Raw genomic sequence first — 17,202 nt, forward strand, 5'->3', positions numbered from 1 at the left:
ACCATTCTGTATAAAATACAGAAATGATCCGGAGCTTATTTTTATTTATTATTGGTTTATCATCATTATATAGTTCTAATGCCATCCAGGCCGATATTATTGATGATTTATCGTCATATTTTAAAGCCGGCAATGCGAAAGAGATCGCGAAAAGTTTCGCTTCAACGATTGAATTAATTATTATTGATGAAGAAGATGTCTATTCTAAAGCACAGGGTGAACAAATTCTCAGAGATTTTTTCATTAAGCATCCTGCGGTCAAAACAAGTGTTTTTCATAAAATCAACAATAGTCCAAACTATCGCTTCGGAGTAGTTATCTTAAATACTTCAAAAGAAACATTCAGGGTATCCATCACCATGAAGAAATTTAACAACAGTTTTTTAATTACCGAATTAAGAATTGAACCTGCTAAAGACTAGGTGTCAGAGTCCTCCATATCAGCTGACTTAAGATCTGGAAATAGCAGAAATTCAGATTTCCAATCTATATATTTTCCTCAATCCGGTTGCTTTAAATCCATCTGTAAATTGCCCGCTCACAAATAATTCTTATTTTTGCTGCATAAAATCTATACTTTGGATATTCTACTTGTACATCAGTTTATAAAAAACGCACTTGCTGAAGATATTGGTGATGGTGATCATACCTCATTATCAACCATTCCGGCAGGAACTCAGGGAAAGGCAAAACTCATTATCAAAGAGGAAGGGATTCTGGCAGGAATGGAGTTGGCTGTAGAGATCTTCAAAATTGTTGATGCAGATTTAAACGTGAAGGTGTTGTTACAGGATGGTGCCAAGGTAAATGTAGGTGATATTGGTTTAACGGTATCCGGAAGTACCCATTCTATTCTTGTTGCAGAACGTTTGGTTTTAAACTGCATGCAACGGATGAGTGGCATTGCAACCAAGACAAATCATATCGTTTCGCTTTTAAAAGATACGAAGACTAAAATTCTGGATACGCGTAAAACAACCCCGGGTTTGCGTTACCTTGAGAAATGGGCAGTAAGAATTGGCGGAGGTGTCAATCACCGGATAGGTTTGTACGATATGATCCTGATAAAAGACAATCATGTAGATTATGCAGGAGGAATTTCAAATGCCATTCATTCCACTAAAAAATATTTAGCTGATCATCAAAAAGCTTTGCAAATAGAGATTGAGGTAAGAAATCTGGATGAGTTATCGCAGGTATTGGCTATTGGAGGTATAGATCGGATTATGCTTGATAATTTTAATTTTGAGGAATTGAAAGCAGCTGTGGCATTAATCGACGGCCGGTTTACAACAGAGGCATCTGGCGGCATTACAGAAGAAAATGTGTTAGCATATGCTGCTTGCGGTGTAGATTTTATCTCAATGGGTGCACTTACACATTCTGTAAAAAGCCTGGACATCAGCTTAAAAGCGTACTAAATTGATGTGCTATAAAATTGAAAGTTTATTTTTTGTATCATTGTAGGCTATGGTTACGGTTTATTCGCTCAGCGCCTTATTGTTCGCGTATCTATTTGGGTCTATACCTACAGCTGTATGGCTCGGTCAGGCCTTTTATGGTATTGATGTAAGAGAGTATGGAAGTGGTAATGCAGGCGCAACCAATACCTTCAGGGTTTTAGGTAAAAAGGCGGGCATAGCCGTGATGATCATTGATATTGCGAAAGGGTATACCGCTACCAATTTAGCCTATCTTATAGGCATGTCTGTTACCGGACCACAAAATTCAGTAGTGTTTGTAAATTATCAGCTTGCCCTGGGTGTAACGGCGGTAATGGGGCATTTATTTCCCGTTTTTGCAGGTTTCAGGGGAGGAAAAGGAGTGGCTACACTTTTTGGAATGATTTTGGCAGTTAACTTTGAAGCATCTATGCTTTGCGTTCTGGTTTTTGTGATTGTGTTATTGTTAACAAAATATGTTTCATTAAGTTCAATTTGTGCGGGTTTTACATTTCCGCTCAGTGTTGTCTTCCTGTTTCAGGTTTCCATAAAATCAGAAGTGCTCTATGGCATGGTGGTTTGTGTGCTGATTCTGGTTACGCATCAAAAAAATCTCGAAAGGTTGCTGAAGGGCAAAGAATCCAAGGTGTATTTGTTTAGGAAAAAGGCAAACTAATTAACAAAAACACATTCATTAAAACTTATTTGCTGGCATGATGTTTAATCTCCGTTGTGCCCGAAGGGTTTATCAATCAACTAAAATCGCATTATGAAAAAGTTATTTTTAACGGCAGGTGTTGCTGGTATTTTATTATTTAATTCATGTTCAACCGTTCCGCTAACCGGACGTAGTCGATTTGATTTGGTAAGTAATGATCAGGTGTTGCCCATGGCATTTCAGGCCTATAATACATTTTTAACAGAAAATAAAAATACTGTTTTACCTGCATCAAATGCGCAGGCTTTAAAAGTTAAAACTGTTGGAAACAAATTGATCAATGCGGTAAAATCCTATATGAACAGCAATAATTATGGAAATTTAATTGCAGATTATCAGTGGGAAGTTAACGTAGTTCAAAACAAAGAGAAGAATGCCTGGTGTATGCCAGGAGGAAAAATTGTGGTGTATACCGGAATTTTACCCGTGACACAGGATGACGCTGGGCTGGCAACTGTAATGGGGCACGAAATTGCGCATGCTATTGCAGGTCATTCGGCCGAACGCATGTCGCAGGAAATGGTGGCTCAGGGCGTTGGTGCTGCAGCAGGGGTAGCTTTATCTAAAAATCCTAAAACACAGTCGATTTTCAATACCCTTTATGGTGTGGGTACACCGGTAGCCATGTTGAAATTCAGTCGTAACCAGGAGCTGGAGGCGGATCGTTTAGGTTTGATTTTTATGGCGATGGCCGGATACAATCCACAGAATGCCACCAGTTTCTGGAATAGAATGTCTGCTGCATCTGAAGGCGCACAAAAACCAGCAGAATTTTTAAGTACGCACCCAAGTGATGCAACCCGTATTGCTCAGATTCAAAAATATTTACCTGAAGCACAACAGTACTATAAGAAGTAGGGTTGAAGTTAAAAGTTAAAAGATAAAAGGTGGAAGGTTCTTACATTGTGTAGAAGTTTCCACCTTTTTTATATAGTCGTTATCCTGATTATAGCTAAACATTACGACTGGCAAAGACTCATTTTTTGTTTTCTAATAATACTCCAATCAGGCCTAACCGCCAAACACCTTCAGCATTGCACTGGCCTTCAGCATACATTCTTCATATTCTTTTTCCGGATCACATTCATAGGTTATTGCTCCGCCTACCTGAAAGGATAGATATTGATTCGCTGAATTGTAAAGAATACTTCTGATGATTACATTGAAGTCGAAATCTCCAGCCGGATCTATGTAGCCAAAAGATCCTGAATAAATTCCCCGTTTGGTTTCTTCGTATTCCTCTATCAATCTCATGGCTTTTACCTTTGGTGCACCTGTCATAGAGCCCATTGGGAATGCATTTTTGATGGCATCAATAAAATAAACATCTGAATTTAAATCGCAGCTGATGGTAGAAATCATCTGGTGAACCTGTGGAAAGCTATAGATTCCAAATAATTCATCAACTTTAACTGATCCCCTTACCGCTGATTTTGTAAGGTCGTGACGCACCAAATCAACAATCATTACATTTTCAGACTGCTCCTTGATATCATTTCTCAATTGTGATTTAATCAGCTTGTCTTCCAGCAGGTTTGCACTTCTTTTTGCCGTCCCTTTTATGGGTTGGGAAATGAGTTTTGCGCCACGCTTGCACACAAAACGTTCAGGCGTAGCAGATAGTATATAATGTTGATCAATCTTAAAATAACCGGCAAATGGGGTAGGAGAAACTTCATTTAGTAAACTAAAGGTTTGCAATGGATTAATTGCGGCATTTTCAGCAAAAAACTCCTGGCAAAAATTAACTTCATAAATATCGCCCCGGATAATATGGTTTTTTAAAGCCTCCACCTTTTCGATGTATGTCTTTTTTGAAAGTTTTGAATGGATATCTAAGGCCTTCGGAGGCATTTCATTTTCAAACTTGAAATTATTTATCTCTTCTAAAATAGCGTCATCTCCAACTAAGATCTCTGTTTTACCATCTTTGTGGGCAATCAGGTATTTTGGTACAAAGAAAAATAATTCCGGAAAATTCAAATGATCAGCATGGTTTGATTGAAGATCTTCTATTTCATTTTTAAGATCATAGCTCAAAAAGCCAAAGCTCCATTTTTTATGATTTTCATAGAAAATTTTGAGTTGCTCAAATGCTGTTCCGCTTGCACATTTTAATTGAGCCTGAACATCAGCAGCGATCAGAAAATCGTATTTACCGTAGGGGTCTGCGTATTGATTTGAATCTAATAAGCAACACACTTCAAACTGGTTGGCCCAGTGTAATGCTTTTTGTTTGAAATCAAAGATATTTTGTATGGTTTTCAATAATGCTTTTTTTATTCGGTATAAGGTTATTGTTTAGCTATTCCAGGTTTCTCATCCCTTTTTTATTTTAGCTCCTTAAAGTTTTGATTGCTCACTATCTTTTTACCTGATTATTGCGCTAAATCTTTTCGGGCTTTGCCGGCAAAGCTGCCAACCTGCTTTTGCGACGGTTAAAATGGCATATTCTTTATCTTTTTTTAACGCCTCCTTGTTTCCATATGTTAGTGAGTTCATCGCGAACAAGAATACCGCGGATTTGTTTTTCAATCCATTCATCGCTGTATCCTTTGGCTTTGTAAGGTACTGCCTTATCTTCAACTAATTTTGGTTCACTCATTTTATCTAAATTAAACTTAGTACAATAATTATATAGATGAGATGTATGTTATTGACACGGAGTTCTAAGATAGATAATGCTACTCAAAAATTAAAAAATGTTATATACAGCAAAAGCAACCTTTTTCTGGTTGCTTTTGCTGTATGACTATGAAAGATATCTAGCGTAATTCCAGAGTCTGTGCCCTATCTGGTCCTACAGAAAGGAATTTGATTGGCACCTCCAGTTCTTTTTCTAAGAATGCAATATAATCGTTTAGCTTCGCTGGAATTTCATCAACTGAAGTGATTTTAGTGACATCAGTAGCCCATCCGTCAATAGCTTTTAATACTGGTTTCGGTTCGATGGAAATGATATCGTAAGGCATATAGTCGATGGTTTCACCATTGTATTCGTAATGTGTACAGGCGTAAATGGTTTCGAAAGTATCCAATACATCGGCTTTCATCATAATCAATTCGGTAACACCGTTTAACATGATGGCATATTTTAATGCAGGCAAATCAATCCAGCCACAACGGCGGGCACGACCTGTAGTTGCACCAAATTCATGACCTAAAGCGCGTAAATTTTCACCAACTTCATTGTCCAATTCAGTAGGGAATGGACCACCTCCAACGCGGGTACAATAAGCTTTAAAAATACCATAAACAGCACCAACTTTGTTCGGTGCAATACCTAAACCTGTACAAGCACCGGCTGTAGTAGTGTTACTAGACGTTACGAAAGGATAAGATCCAAAGTCAACATCCAATAAAGTTCCTTGCGCACCTTCGGCTAAAACAGCTTTTCCTTCTTTTAAGAAACCGTTAACATAATGTTCGCTATCTACATGAGGGATTGATTTTAAAAACTCAATGGCTTCAAAGAATGAGGCTTCTTTTTCTGCCAGTTCATATTCAAAACCTTCGTAATGGGAAAGAATTTCGGTGTGCTTTTCTACTAATTTGTTGTAACGCTCTTTAAAATCAGGAAGTGTAGTATCGCCAACACGAAGACCATTTCTGCCGGTTTTATCCATATAAGTCGGACCAATTCCTTTAAGTGTTGAGCCGATCTTATTTTTACCCATGCGTGCTTCATTAGCGGCATCCAATAACTGGTGGGTAGGTAAAATTAAGTGTGCCTTACGGGCAATTACCAGTTTGCCATCGGCAACAGGGTCATGACCAGCTTTTTTTAAGTTATCTAACTCTCTTTTTAAAATGATTGGGTCGATCACTACACCATTACCGATAAGGTTCATGGTTTTTTCATTAAAAATTCCTGATGGAATGGTATTTAAAACGAATTTTTTACCATCAAATTCAAGTGTGTGTCCGGCATTCGGGCCACCCTGAAAGCGGGCAATAAGATCATATTTTGGACTGAGTACATCAACGATTTTTCCCTTTCCTTCATCACCCCATTGCAGGCCGAGAAGTACATCTACTTGCGTCATTATTAAAAATTTAAGCTGGTTTTATTTTGTGGATTGATTTAATTTTCTTCAGGTTTGGCTGTCTTGGCCGACTCATTTACTTTTCTGGCCATGCTGCAGTCTGAGCAGAATCCATACAGGTTTAATGAATGGTGTTTTACATCGAATTTTAAAAGATCGCCAACCATGGTTTGAATTTGGTGAATACGGGGATCGCAGAATTCTACTACCTTACCACATTCAATGCAGATCACATGGTCATGTTGACGGTAGCCGTAAGATTTCTCGAATTGTGCCATGTTCTTACCAAACTGGTGTTTGGTAACCAAATCACATGAAACCAATAATTCTAAAGTGTTGTAAACCGTAGCCCGACTTACACGATACTTTTGATTTTTCATGTGAATATAGAGGGTTTCAACGTCGAAGTGATCGTTTCTAGAATATATTTCCTCCAGTATGGCGAAACGCTCAGGCGTTTTGCGCAGATTCTTGTTTTCTAAATAAGCTTCAAAAATCTTACGAACGAGCTCATTTGTTTTTTGTTCAGGCATAGTGTTTAAACTCCAATCAAAGGTAGGTAAATTGTTTTAAAAATGATTACCCCGGTGAAATGATTACAAAGATTTGGTAATTGTTTGATTATGATATTATTCTATTGTTGAAATGTTTTAAGATTAGTCTGAAGTCAAAAGTCTGGAATCCTAAGTCGGACTATACTACTTCAGGCTTCGGACTCCAGACTTTCAGGCTCTTTTAAGCATCAAATCTCGTCACCCCTGTCACCCCTCTTACCTTTAACAGGTTCTTGATTAAATTTTCAAGATGTTCGGTGTCATTGACGAAGATCATGATTGAGCCATCAAATATACCTTCATTGGTATCAACAGTAATGGAGCGCATATTCACCTTAAAGTCTGTTGAAATAACTCTGGTAATGTTATTGATTAAACCCACATCATCAATACCCATAATGCGTAATCCCGTTAGGAAAGTTAATTCCTGTTGTTTATTCCATTTTGCCTTCACCACGCGATAGCCATAGTTGGCCATCAGCTGCGCCGCATTGGGGCAATTTGTCCGGTGAATCTTTATCCCGTCACTAACGGTGATAAAGCCGAAAACATCATCACCCGGAATAGGGTTACAACAGGCCGCAAGCGTATAATCAATACGTTGCATATCTTCACCAATGAGTAAAATATCCGATTCACCGCCTTTTATTTTGCTTTTAACACCGTCTACAGATAAATTTTCAGGGCGCTCTGGTCCACGGGTTTCTACCTCCTTCTCGCTATTTAAATATTCCCTGATATCTTTAAGCTCAATTTTTCCGAGTGCCACATTTACAAAAAGCTCCTGGGTAGATGGCAGTTTAAAGAAATAGCTTAGTTTTTGTAAGTTATCGGTATTGTAGGTGATTTTGAGCGATTTAAGTTTCCGTTCCAGAATCTCTTTACCATTATCGGCAATTTTTCTTTTTTCTTCTTTAAGGGATGATTTAATTTTGGATTTGGCTTTCGCCGTTACCACAATATTTAACCAATCCTCCTTAGGCGTTTGTTTGTTCGAGGTGATAATCTCCACCTGATCGCCATTTTGGAGCTTATAGGATATGGGCACCAGCTTATGGTTAACCTTTGCCCCAATACAGGTAGCCCCAACACCAGTATGGATTTCAAAGGCAAAATCTAAGGCTGTTGCTCCTAAAGGCAACTGCAGCAGGGCACCTTTTGGCGTAAAAATGAAGATCTCATCAGAGAAAAGGTTCATTTTAAAATCATCCAGGAAATCCAAAGCATTTGCTTCCGGATTGCTCAGCATCTCCCTCACTTTTTGGATCCATTGGTCAAGGCCATTATCATTGCTCGATTCTTTGTATTTCCAGTGCGCAGCGAAACCTTTTTCGGCAATTTCATTCATCCGTTGCGTACGGATCTGAACTTCTACCCATTGCCCCCTGGGGCCCATTACCGTAGTGTGTAAACTTTCATAACCATTTCCTTTCGGTGATGACACCCAGTCGCGCAGGCGGTCGGGATTTGGACGGTAAAGATCGGTTACAATAGAATAGGCTTTCCAGCAATCGGCTTTTTCATTTTCATAAGCACTATCCAGGATAATCCGGATGGCAAAAAGATCATAAACCTCTTCAAAAGGAATATTTTTCTTTTTCATCTTGTTCCATATGGAATGAATGGATTTTGGCCGGCCATATACATCAGCAACCAAGCCCTGCTCGTGAACAATTTCATCAATCGGTTCTACGAATTTTTTGATGAAAAGTGCACGTTCAGCTTTTTTCTCATTCAATTTTTTGGCGATAAATTTATAGGTATCAGGATCAAGATATTTCATGGAAAGATCTTCTAATTCTGATTTAATGGCATATAAACCTAATCGGTGAGCAAGTGGTGCATAAAGATAAATGGTTTCGGATGCAATTTTCAGCTGCTTGTGGCGGGGCATGAAATCCATCGTACGCATATTGTGCAGGCGATCGGCCAGTTTGATCAGGATCACCCTTACATCATCAGCAAGGGTAAGCAGCATTTTACGGAAATTCTCCGCCTGCAGGGAACTGTTCGTGTCGAAAACCCCTGATATTTTGGTTAATCCATCAATGATTTTGGCTGTTTTCTTGCCAAATTCACGTTCAATATCTTCCAGTGTGATTTCAGTATCTTCCACCACATCATGTAATAATGCGCAAACAATAGAAGTGGTGCCCAGGCCAATTTCTTCAGCGGCAATCTGTGCCACCGCAATAGGATGATAGATGTAAGGTTCGCCAGATTTACGGCGCATATCTTTATGGCTTTCCAGTGCCATATCAAAAGCTTTTCTGATTTCTTTTTTATCCCCTTTCTGCAATGTAGATTTGCTGGCCCGTAGCAACGCCCTGTATCTTTTTAAAATCTCCTGCTTTTCCGCCTCTAAATCAATCACTAACTCTGTTTTCATTTGTTTTTTTTGCGTAAAAATTTGCGTCTTATTTATGAATAAAACTTATATTAGTTCTGTCACACGACTAATATATGAAATAACACCTAACTTTGTTAAAGTATAAATTTATGAATTTTAAAGGGTCAATCTTTCTGTTTATTGTCATGATTTTTGGTGTTACACTAAAAGCCCAGGACGTTACAGCTCCGGTTTTTCCTAAAATGAGCAAAGCAGATACGATCAGGGTGGCCTCTACCAATGATAACGGCGTGATGATTCCCTGGATGCAACTACAGGATGTGAGTATTTTTGCCAATAGAATCTGGAAATCTCCTGCAGAACAAATGGCTTATAACAGGTTGAGGTATAACGTATTGAAAGTGATGCCGTATGCTTTATATGCCAAACGTCGCTACCAGCAGCTGGAGGAAGATATTGCACGCACACCTGAAAAAAAAGATCAAAAGAAACTGGTTAAGCAATGTGATAAAGAAATTAAAGACATGTTTAACCGCGAAATTAAAGAACTCACCATTACACAAGGCCAGATTTTAACCAAACTCATTGACCGGGAAGTTGGAAGAACCACTTATGATATTGTGAAGCAAACCAAAGGTGGTTTTGCGGCTTTTTCTTATCAGATTGTTGCCCGCGTGGTTGGTCATAATTTAAAAAGTACTTACAACCCTAATGAAGATCGTGATATTGAATCGATCATCAGAACTTCAGGGTTTTATCAATAAATCAAATGCAGGAAAGCATTCCGAATATTTATTCTTTCAAGGTTAAGAAAATCAATGGGGAAGAGCAACCCCTTTCCGCATACCGGAATAAAGTTGTTTTAGTAGTGAATACCGCATCTGAATGTGGGTTTACGCCACAGCTAAAGGAACTGCAGCAACTGAAAGATGAAATTAACCACCCGGATTTCGAGATTTTAGGTTTTCCGACAAATGACTTTGGAAAACAGGAACCCTTAACTGGTAATGATATCGCCTCATTTTGCGAAATTAACCATGGTGTAAAATTCCCTGTTTTTGATAAGATCATGGTTCGTGGCGAACACGCACATCCACTTTATCAATTCTTAAGTGATAAAAAAAAGAATGCAAAGTTAAGCTCTAAACCCAGGTGGAACTTTCATAAGTATTTGCTGAACAAAAAAGGCGAACTGGTTGATTTTTATCTGCCCTTTACCAAACCCCTGAGTTCAAAAATTAAAAAGAAAGTTCAGCAGTTGCTGAACGAAAATGCCAATCAATCATCATGAAATTAGATATTTTAGTTATCGCTGTACATCCTGATGATGCAGAACTTTGCTGTTCAGGAACAATTTTAAAACATATTGCACTTGGTAAGAAAGTAGGAATTGTAGATTTAACCCGTGGAGAGCTGGGTACCCGGGGAACGGCTGAAACCCGTGATGAGGAAGCTGCAGATTCAGCCAGGATATTAGGTTTGCACGCCCGGGAAAATCTTCGCCTGAGAGATGGTTTTTTTCAGAATGATGAGTTTCATCGCCTGGAAGTGATTAAGGTGATCAGGAAATATCAACCGGAAATTATTTTAAGTAACGCATTGGAAGACCGTCACCCAGACCATGGTCGGGCGGGAGATCTGGTTTACGATGCTGTTTTTCTTTCCGGATTACCTAAAATCGAAACAAAAATAGAGGATATCAATCAAGGTGCCCACCGACCAAGATTACTGCTGCAATATATTCAGGACCGTTATCTGAAACCTGATATCATCGTTGATATTTCGGAGCATATGGATCAAAAGATTGAATCAATCAAAGCTTTTAAAACGCAATTCTACAATCCAGATGTAGATGGTTTGCAAACCTATATTTCCTCTCCGGAGTTTTTTGAAACCGTAATTGGCCGTTCCAGAGAGTTTGGTAAAAGTATTGGTGCAACCTTTGGTGAGGGATTTACTTCCAGAAAATTGCTGGGCGTAGATAACCTGTTTGATTTGAGGTAATCTCGTTTATTAACCGCAAAGGACGCCGAGCTTTTAGATCACCGGATGCTCCAGGTTTTTACAGAGAATATTGAGCTGAATTATATTTAAGCTCAGTGTTCCTTCGTGCCTTCTCTTCGTGTTATGTGATTGCTTAAATGGGAATCCCCAACAAAATTGCCCTTCATTTGTTACTCTCCAAACGAATAATCATGGCAAATATATTCTCTTCACTCAAAAACGCATACAACCTTTTCAAACATGTAGATTTCGATAAGTTAGAAGCGCTTTCTAAAAAAGTAGATCTGCCCAAAATGGTCGAAACGATTTCTAGCCTGGATGATAAACAAATCCAGGGCATGATGAAAATGATGGGTGGATCTGGCAAAAAAAGAGAATTACCACCAATTGAAGGTGATTTTTACCACCTGGGCGACGAAGCTTTGAAAGATGAAGACAGGCAACTCCAGCTGAAGGTTCGTGCATTTTTAGAGAAGGAAGTGAAGCCGATTGTGAACCACTATTGGAATAAGGCTGAATTCCCGTTTGAGATCATTCCGAAACTGGCGGAGCTGAACATCTGTGGATTAACCTATAAAGGTTATGGCTGCCCGGGAAAATCAAATTTGATGGAAGGGATTCTGGCGATGGAAATGGCCAGAATAGACACGTCAATCTCTACTTTTTTTGGTGTTCAAAGTGGGCTTGCCATGGGCTCCATCTACCTCTGCGGATCGGAAGCACAAAAACAGCAATGGCTGCCTTTAATGCAGCAGTTTAAAATTATAGGCTCGTTTGGATTAACAGAACCTGAAGTAGGCTCTGCAGCTGCGGGCGGTTTAACCACCACCTGTAAAAAGGTTGGCGATAAATGGGTGTTAAATGGTCAGAAAAAATGGATTGGTAATGCCACTTTTGCTGATATTTTAATTATCTGGGCACGTGATGAAGGTGATGGAGAAGTGAAAGGTTTCATTGTAAAAAAGGATAATCCGGGTTTTGCAGTAGAAAAGATGCAGGATAAAATGGCCTTGCGGATTGTTCAAAACGGATTAATTACACTAACCAATTGTGAGGTAGAGGAAGCAGACCGACTTCAACATGCCAATTCATTTAAAGATACGGCGAAGGTTTTACAAATGACCAGGGCAGGGGTGGCCTGGCAGGCTGTTGGCTGTGCTCGTGGTGCTTATGAAAATGCTTTGGAATATACCCGAACCCGGAAACAGTTTGGTAAACCCATTGCTTCTTTTCAGTTGATTCAGAATCACCTGGTAGAAATGCTATCCAATCTGACGGCTATGCAAACTTTATGTTTCAGGCTTTCTCAATTGCAGGATCAGGGTTTACTGAAAGATGAGCATGCATCTTTAGCCAAGGTGTTTTGTTCTTTACGTACCCGTGATGTAGTGAGCAAAGCCCGTGAAGTGATGGGCGGAAACGGTATTTTACTCGAATATAATGTGGCCAGATTCGTTGCCGATGCCGAAGCGATTTACTCTTACGAAGGCACTAAAGAAATTAATACCCTGATTGTAGGTAGGGCGATTACCGGGTTTTCGGCATTTGTGTAATTTCTAAATTTCCAGCAGATCAAGGTGATTTTCGCTAATTTTTCTGCGGTTATCTTGATCTGCTGGAAATTTTATAGAGGATATTTATTAAATGCCACCTGACTCATGGCACTTTTTTCATACAAGGCTATACAATCCTTATTAAATGAAGGATCGAAGTTTACCGTTCCGGGTTCTAACGTGTTAGGTACGTTTGCATTCGCCATAAAGAAATAAACTTTTGTGCTGCCATATTTGGTATGTGGCATTAAATTACCATAATCTTCCATTTCCTTCCAAACAGAATCTTTAACCGTTACCACATAAATACGTTGTACCGGACCAGTATTGTTCGCATTTCTATATTTAGCAATTTCTTTAAAGCCAGCCTTCATATCTTCAGCTCCGGGCTGATTAAAGGTATCTTTAACCATAAAGAAAACTAAAATAATAACGATTGCCGTAATGACGTAAATAAGGGATTTTCTGCGCATGCTTACAATAAAGGCAATATTTTTTCCATAACCGTCAGGCCTTCGTCAATATGTTTTTGTTCGATACAAAGTGCGGGTCTGAAACGAATGGTCTTTTCTCCACAACCTAAAAACATCACATTGTGCTCCAATCCTTTGCTGATAAAAGTATTGCGCATATCTTTATTCGGGAAATCAAAAGAGCAGAGCAAACCTCGCCCGCGGACATTGGTCATCTTATCAAATTGCTGAGCAAGATTAGCCAGGTTGTCTTTTAAATATGTACCCACTTTCTCCGCATTCTCACAAAGCTGATCATCTGCTATAATTTGTAGAATCTGTGATGAACGCACCATATCTACCAGGTTACCACCCCAGGTAGAATTGATTCGGCTCGGAATTTTGAATACATTTTTCTCTACTTCATCAACTTTATTACCGACCAGTATTCCACAAACCTGCATCTTTTTACCAAAGGCAATAATATCAGGTCTCGCTTTTTCACTAAAATGTTGGTGGCACCAGAATTTACCGGTTAAACCTACACCAGTTTGTACCTCATCGTAAATCAGGAAAGCTTCGTTTTCATCAGCCAGTGTCTTTAGCTGAATCAAAAATTCTTCTCTCAGGTGATTATCGCCACCTTCTGATTGAATGGGTTCAATAATAATGGCACAGATATCATCTTTATTTTCTACGAAAGCCTTTTTAATCTGCGCTATAGATATTTCTTCCGTTTGGATCGCATGATCAAGACTTTCTCCGGCAAGCGGAAATTTCACTTCTGGCACTGAAACCCTTGGCCAATCAAATTTGGCAAACCATTTTGTTTTATCAGGAAGGGTGTTGGTCAGGCTCAAGGTATAGCCTGTTCTGCCATGAAAGGCCTTTTCGAAATGTAATACTTTAAATCCCTTTTCTTCGGTATAGCCTTTGGCAAAGTTTTTTTGAACTTTCCAATCCATAGCTACCTTAATGGCATTTTCTACTGCCAATCCTCCGCCTGCAATAAAGAAAGCATGTGGTAAATAATCCGGAATACCAATTTTGGAGAAGGTTGCTAAAAACTGGGCATATTGCTGGGTATAAACATCAGAATTAGATGGATTCGCCATCGCTGCCAGTAATAAGTTTTTCTTAAAGTTTTCATCATCTACCATTTTTGGGTGATTGTATCCCAAAGGAACGGATGCAAAGCAGGTGAAAAAATCAAGAAGTGTCCGGTTATATTTAGCATCATAGATATAGGCTCCATGACTCTTTTCCATATCATAGGTCAGGTCGAAACCATCCGCTAAAATATGCTTGCTTAATGATTCTTTAACTTGGTCGGCAGGTATGGTTAACTCGTACATAAACTTGGTTTTGGTATAATTCAAATTTAGTAAAATGTGCCTGGAATCAAAATTTAAGCACTTTTTGCAGGAGTTAGTCAAAAAATAGGTTTAAACTGTTTAAAGTATGATTATAGACAAATTCGGATTTTAGACTTCAGAAATGTGGAAAACTTTTTTGGTTGAAAAACATCAACTCAATGAGAATACGATCAGATAGGAGGTCATATCTGTTTGAAAATTCACCAATCAGGAAAGAAGCATCACTACAGGTATACTTACCACCCAACAGATTCTTTTAACTTATTTATACGTTGTTTGAGGATGATGCTAAATAAGTTTAAGCATCATTAAAGCTCAAAATTGAAATTACACACTGATTTTTAACAGATCGACTGGATCATGTTCTAAAAAAGTGCCTCCAGATTAATCAAAGCTATTTTGGAAACAAATTTACGCGAAACAAAAAAAAGTTTCTATAAAAAATGTTTCTGGTTGGAGAAACAATTTTACAGGAAACAAAAAAATGTTTCTCGTAAATTTGTTTCGGGATTTGGAAACGATGAGTCAGGAAGCAAAAAAATGTTTCCCCTCGCCGGTGCACCGCGATGTAGGATATAAAACGCACATGCGCCAGTAAGGTTAGCAAGTGGCTTGTGTATTTTGAAACAAACATTAACCTAGCTTACAGCAGATATGGCTTATTTAATTAGCCTACTATGGAAAGTGAAATTTATCCTTCATTCCAAGTAAACCCAATAACCCACCGGTATGAATAGCCAGGATGTTATCTATTGGCAGGATTTGATTTTGCTGATATAAATCCAGAATGGCATAAAACATTTTTGCGGTATAAACCGGATCGATCAGCACGCCAGTTTCTTGAGTGAATTTTTTAATAAAATCCAGAAGCGCCGGGGTAGTTTTGGCATAGCCACCAAAATGATAATCGGTATGCAAAATAAGGTGGTTGGAAAGCGCAGTGTACCTGACGATTTCATCAGCAATGAAACTTCCTCCTTTTAAAACCGGAATAACATGCAGTTTTGTATTTAAACCCGCATCTTGAATCCCCTTTAATAAACCCGCTGCAGTGGTGCCCGTACCGGCAGCTACAAAAATATGATCATAAGTTTCTGTGAGTTCTGAGATAATTTCACTACAGCCAATCACTGCTGCTGCTGATGCGCCCCCTTCATCAATAAAATAAGTGCTGTCATTGGAACCAAAATGCCGCTGATATAACCCAGCTTTATTTTTATAAGATTCCCTGTCTACAAAAATGAGGTTCATTCCGTAGAGGGAACAGATTAAAAGCATTTCATTTTTTACTTCTTCTCCTCGTACAAACGCTGTAGCCTGTAAGCCAGACCGGGCAGCTGCAGCAGCTGTAGCCACCAGGTGATTGGAATAGGCACCTCCAAAAGTAACCAGGTGATTTTTCCGTTCAGCTTTTGCTTTTTCCAGAATGTACTTTAGTTTGCGCCACTTATTTCCAGAAATATAGGGATCAATCAGGTCATCCCTTTTTACATATAAATTGTTGAGCGGATGAAAATCAATCTTTTGAACCGGACTATATATATTTTTGAACACGTGTAAAATTAAAAAACGCCTGATGATTTCAGGCGTTTTTTAGTCTTTAATGTTTCGACGGACTTGTTATTGTCCGATACCAAAGCCTACGCCCGCATTAACCATGCTATATTTTGCCTGGGTATAAGAGCCGTATAACTTAAAAAACCCAAATTGCAGTTGAAAACCTAAGCTGCCGCGGATGCCATCGATATCTGTCCGGCCAACTGAAACAGGATCTACATAAGTTGCCGTGGTTACAGGGCTGGTTTCAAAGCGATAAGTACCCAGGGCTTTTAAACTGGTTTTAGCGGTTTGGTAACCAATACTGGCGAAAGGTGTAAAAAACATAATCTTCTTCGAAATAATGGCATCAACATTAACACCATTGAATCTGGCATCAATGCGCTGATCTGAATTTGCTTCGTTATTGATGTTTAAGTCGAGGTTATACTTATATTGGGTAAAACCTCCAGCCAGGGCAATATCTACAGGGATTAACTTTTCTGTTTTTCCCAGAATTAAAGGTAACAATTCAATCTTTGCACCAACACCAATCATCGAAATACTGCCTAAATCGCTACCCAATTTAATTTTTGGCATTGCCCTTAAAGAGATATCGATGTTTTTGGGCAGACCTAAAGTGGCCTGAATTTGTGGTGAAGGCACAACATGGAAACCAACACCCCTTGGCAGGCTAAAGAATTTTCCGGTGGGAATGCCATCACTGGTGTAAACTTCCATCCGGCCGCCATCCTGATTTTGCCCGAAAGCAGTCGGACCGATTGATGAGGCTCCCGGGGCGGGTTTAATGTTATTTAAACCTAAGGTATTTACATCATAAGTGCGGGCTGATTGTGGTACGAATGCTGCGGAGGCAGAAACCCTGACTTCAAATTTTAGAAAACCTTTTGACCTGGCGGTGTTGCTCCAGCCATCATTCAGGCCCTGACCTAAGCCTTTGTACAATGGATCAAAGTAGGCATTAATGAGTTTTGTTGCATCTGCAGGACCGGAAACGAATAGGTTTCCAACATCTTTTTGCGCATTTGCCCGAGGTGCGAAAGCAAATAGCAAGAAAGCCAGAAGGGCTTTTACGTAGGGATTTTTCATGGTAGAATGGTTTAGAACGGTTTGTATCACTAAGATAGCCCAGTTTTTTTAATTATAAAAT

The 17,202-nt window shown here is 39.1% G+C and carries 17 protein-coding genes; 8 read left to right on the forward strand and 9 right to left on the reverse strand.

Going from position 1 to position 17,202, the window contains the following annotated elements; translation table 11 throughout:
• The first annotated feature begins 23 nt into the window (after positions 1-23).
• From OQ267_RS07210 to OQ267_RS07225, 4 genes are all read left to right on the forward strand, one after another.
• Positions 24-422 (forward strand): DUF4783 domain-containing protein, encoded by a 399-nt coding sequence (locus OQ267_RS07210; protein WP_088300959.1) that lies wholly within the window; start codon positions 24-26, stop codon positions 420-422.
• Positions 423-578: 156 nt separating this feature from the next.
• Positions 579-1,421: a carboxylating nicotinate-nucleotide diphosphorylase gene (gene nadC, locus OQ267_RS07215; RefSeq protein ID WP_265816975.1), complete on the forward strand. Its 843-nt coding sequence runs from the start codon at positions 579-581 to the stop codon at positions 1,419-1,421.
• Between the two features lie 49 nt (positions 1,422-1,470).
• Positions 1,471-2,118 carry a glycerol-3-phosphate 1-O-acyltransferase PlsY gene (gene plsY, locus OQ267_RS07220; RefSeq protein WP_088300957.1) on the forward strand — a complete coding sequence of 216 codons (648 nt, stop codon included), beginning with the start codon at positions 1,471-1,473 and terminating at the stop codon, positions 2,116-2,118.
• 93 nt (positions 2,119-2,211) lie between these two features.
• Positions 2,212-3,018 carry a M48 family metallopeptidase gene (locus OQ267_RS07225; RefSeq protein WP_088300956.1) on the forward strand — a complete coding sequence of 269 codons (807 nt, stop codon included), beginning with the start codon at positions 2,212-2,214 and terminating at the stop codon, positions 3,016-3,018.
• 153 nt (positions 3,019-3,171) lie between these two features.
• On the opposite strand, the gene OQ267_RS07230 is transcribed toward OQ267_RS07225, so the two are convergent.
• The 5 genes from OQ267_RS07230 to OQ267_RS07250 all read right to left on the reverse strand — a co-directional run bounded on the left by OQ267_RS07230 (position 3,172) and on the right by OQ267_RS07250 (position 9,149).
• A complete protein-coding gene (locus OQ267_RS07230; protein ID WP_265835393.1) occupies positions 3,172-4,428 on the reverse strand; it encodes an anthranilate synthase component I family protein in 1,257 nt (418 codons plus the stop codon).
• A gap of 187 nt (positions 4,429-4,615) precedes the next feature.
• The gene (locus tag OQ267_RS07235; protein ID WP_265835394.1) at positions 4,616-4,765 is read right to left on the reverse strand and encodes a hypothetical protein; all 150 of its coding nucleotides are present in this window, start codon (positions 4,763-4,765) and stop codon (positions 4,616-4,618) included.
• A 160-nt stretch (positions 4,766-4,925) separates the two neighbouring features.
• Positions 4,926-6,206 carry an adenylosuccinate synthase gene (locus tag OQ267_RS07240; protein WP_088300954.1) on the reverse strand — a complete coding sequence of 427 codons (1,281 nt, stop codon included), beginning with the start codon at positions 6,204-6,206 and terminating at the stop codon, positions 4,926-4,928.
• 38 nt (positions 6,207-6,244) lie between these two features.
• On the reverse strand, positions 6,245-6,739 hold the full coding sequence (locus OQ267_RS07245; RefSeq protein ID WP_088300953.1) for a Fur family transcriptional regulator: 495 nt from the start codon (positions 6,737-6,739) through the stop codon (positions 6,245-6,247).
• A gap of 202 nt (positions 6,740-6,941) precedes the next feature.
• Positions 6,942-9,149 (reverse strand): RelA/SpoT family protein, encoded by a 2,208-nt coding sequence (locus OQ267_RS07250; protein ID WP_088300952.1) that lies wholly within the window; start codon positions 9,147-9,149, stop codon positions 6,942-6,944.
• A gap of 110 nt (positions 9,150-9,259) precedes the next feature.
• On the opposite strand from OQ267_RS07250, the gene OQ267_RS07255 reads away from it, so the two are divergent.
• The 4 genes from OQ267_RS07255 (at position 9,260) to OQ267_RS07270 (ending at position 12,667) form a co-directional block, all read left to right on the forward strand.
• The gene (locus tag OQ267_RS07255) at positions 9,260-9,874 is read left to right on the forward strand and encodes a DUF4294 domain-containing protein (RefSeq protein ID WP_088300951.1); all 615 of its coding nucleotides are present in this window, start codon (positions 9,260-9,262) and stop codon (positions 9,872-9,874) included.
• 5 nt (positions 9,875-9,879) lie between these two features.
• Entirely contained in the window at positions 9,880-10,401 is a 522-nt protein-coding gene (locus tag OQ267_RS07260) for a glutathione peroxidase (RefSeq protein WP_088300950.1), read from the forward strand.
• Positions 10,398-11,114 carry a bacillithiol biosynthesis deacetylase BshB1 gene (bshB1, locus tag OQ267_RS07265; RefSeq protein ID WP_265835395.1) on the forward strand — a complete coding sequence of 239 codons (717 nt, stop codon included), beginning with the start codon at positions 10,398-10,400 and terminating at the stop codon, positions 11,112-11,114. Before OQ267_RS07260 ends, bshB1 begins: the two co-directional genes overlap by 4 nt.
• Positions 11,115-11,305: 191 nt before the next feature.
• On the forward strand, positions 11,306-12,667 hold the full coding sequence (locus OQ267_RS07270; protein ID WP_265835396.1) for an acyl-CoA dehydrogenase family protein: 1,362 nt from the start codon (positions 11,306-11,308) through the stop codon (positions 12,665-12,667).
• 71 nt (positions 12,668-12,738) lie between these two features.
• On the opposite strand, the gene OQ267_RS07275 is transcribed toward OQ267_RS07270, so the two are convergent.
• The 4 genes from OQ267_RS07275 to OQ267_RS07290 all read right to left on the reverse strand — a co-directional run bounded on the left by OQ267_RS07275 (position 12,739) and on the right by OQ267_RS07290 (position 17,141).
• On the reverse strand, positions 12,739-13,140 hold the full coding sequence (locus OQ267_RS07275; protein ID WP_265835397.1) for a hypothetical protein: 402 nt from the start codon (positions 13,138-13,140) through the stop codon (positions 12,739-12,741).
• A gap of 2 nt (positions 13,141-13,142) precedes the next feature.
• Entirely contained in the window at positions 13,143-14,474 is a 1,332-nt protein-coding gene (gene lat, locus OQ267_RS07280) for an L-lysine 6-transaminase (protein WP_265835399.1), read from the reverse strand.
• A 696-nt stretch (positions 14,475-15,170) separates the two neighbouring features.
• Positions 15,171-16,049, reverse strand: a complete 879-nt coding sequence (locus OQ267_RS07285) for a 1-aminocyclopropane-1-carboxylate deaminase/D-cysteine desulfhydrase (protein WP_265835400.1) — start codon at positions 16,047-16,049, stop codon at positions 15,171-15,173.
• 66 nt (positions 16,050-16,115) lie between these two features.
• Positions 16,116-17,141 (reverse strand): DUF6588 family protein, encoded by a 1,026-nt coding sequence (locus tag OQ267_RS07290; RefSeq protein WP_088300944.1) that lies wholly within the window; start codon positions 17,139-17,141, stop codon positions 16,116-16,118.
• Between the last annotated feature and the right edge of the window lie 61 nt (positions 17,142-17,202).

Origin of the sequence: Pedobacter sp. MR22-3 (assembly GCF_026240075.1) — a bacterium.
Lineage (GTDB): Bacteria > Bacteroidota > Bacteroidia > Sphingobacteriales > Sphingobacteriaceae > Pedobacter.

What these genes read in the sequence shown, in the direction of transcription:
- lat (WP_265835399.1), bottom strand. Translation starts at nt 14,474, where the DNA reads ATGTACGAGTTAACCATACCTGCCGACCAAGTTAAAGAATCATTAAGC.
- OQ267_RS07245 (WP_088300953.1), bottom strand. Translation starts at nt 6,739, where the DNA reads ATGCCTGAACAAAAAACAAATGAGCTCGTTCGTAAGATTTTTGAAGCT.
- OQ267_RS07235 (WP_265835394.1), bottom strand. Translation starts at nt 4,765, where the DNA reads ATGAGTGAACCAAAATTAGTTGAAGATAAGGCAGTACCTTACAAAGCC.
- OQ267_RS07225 (WP_088300956.1), top strand. Translation starts at nt 2,212, where the DNA reads ATGAAAAAGTTATTTTTAACGGCAGGTGTTGCTGGTATTTTATTATTT.
- OQ267_RS07275 (WP_265835397.1), bottom strand. Translation starts at nt 13,140, where the DNA reads ATGCGCAGAAAATCCCTTATTTACGTCATTACGGCAATCGTTATTATT.
- OQ267_RS07290 (WP_088300944.1), bottom strand. Translation starts at nt 17,141, where the DNA reads ATGAAAAATCCCTACGTAAAAGCCCTTCTGGCTTTCTTGCTATTTGCT.
- OQ267_RS07240 (WP_088300954.1), bottom strand. Translation starts at nt 6,206, where the DNA reads ATGACGCAAGTAGATGTACTTCTCGGCCTGCAATGGGGTGATGAAGGA.
- OQ267_RS07250 (WP_088300952.1), bottom strand. Translation starts at nt 9,149, where the DNA reads ATGAAAACAGAGTTAGTGATTGATTTAGAGGCGGAAAAGCAGGAGATT.
- plsY (WP_088300957.1), top strand. Translation starts at nt 1,471, where the DNA reads ATGGTTACGGTTTATTCGCTCAGCGCCTTATTGTTCGCGTATCTATTT.
- OQ267_RS07270 (WP_265835396.1), top strand. Translation starts at nt 11,306, where the DNA reads ATGGCAAATATATTCTCTTCACTCAAAAACGCATACAACCTTTTCAAA.
- OQ267_RS07260 (WP_088300950.1), top strand. Translation starts at nt 9,880, where the DNA reads ATGCAGGAAAGCATTCCGAATATTTATTCTTTCAAGGTTAAGAAAATC.
- OQ267_RS07255 (WP_088300951.1), top strand. Translation starts at nt 9,260, where the DNA reads ATGAATTTTAAAGGGTCAATCTTTCTGTTTATTGTCATGATTTTTGGT.
- OQ267_RS07210 (WP_088300959.1), top strand. Translation starts at nt 24, where the DNA reads ATGATCCGGAGCTTATTTTTATTTATTATTGGTTTATCATCATTATAT.
- bshB1 (WP_265835395.1), top strand. Translation starts at nt 10,398, where the DNA reads ATGAAATTAGATATTTTAGTTATCGCTGTACATCCTGATGATGCAGAA.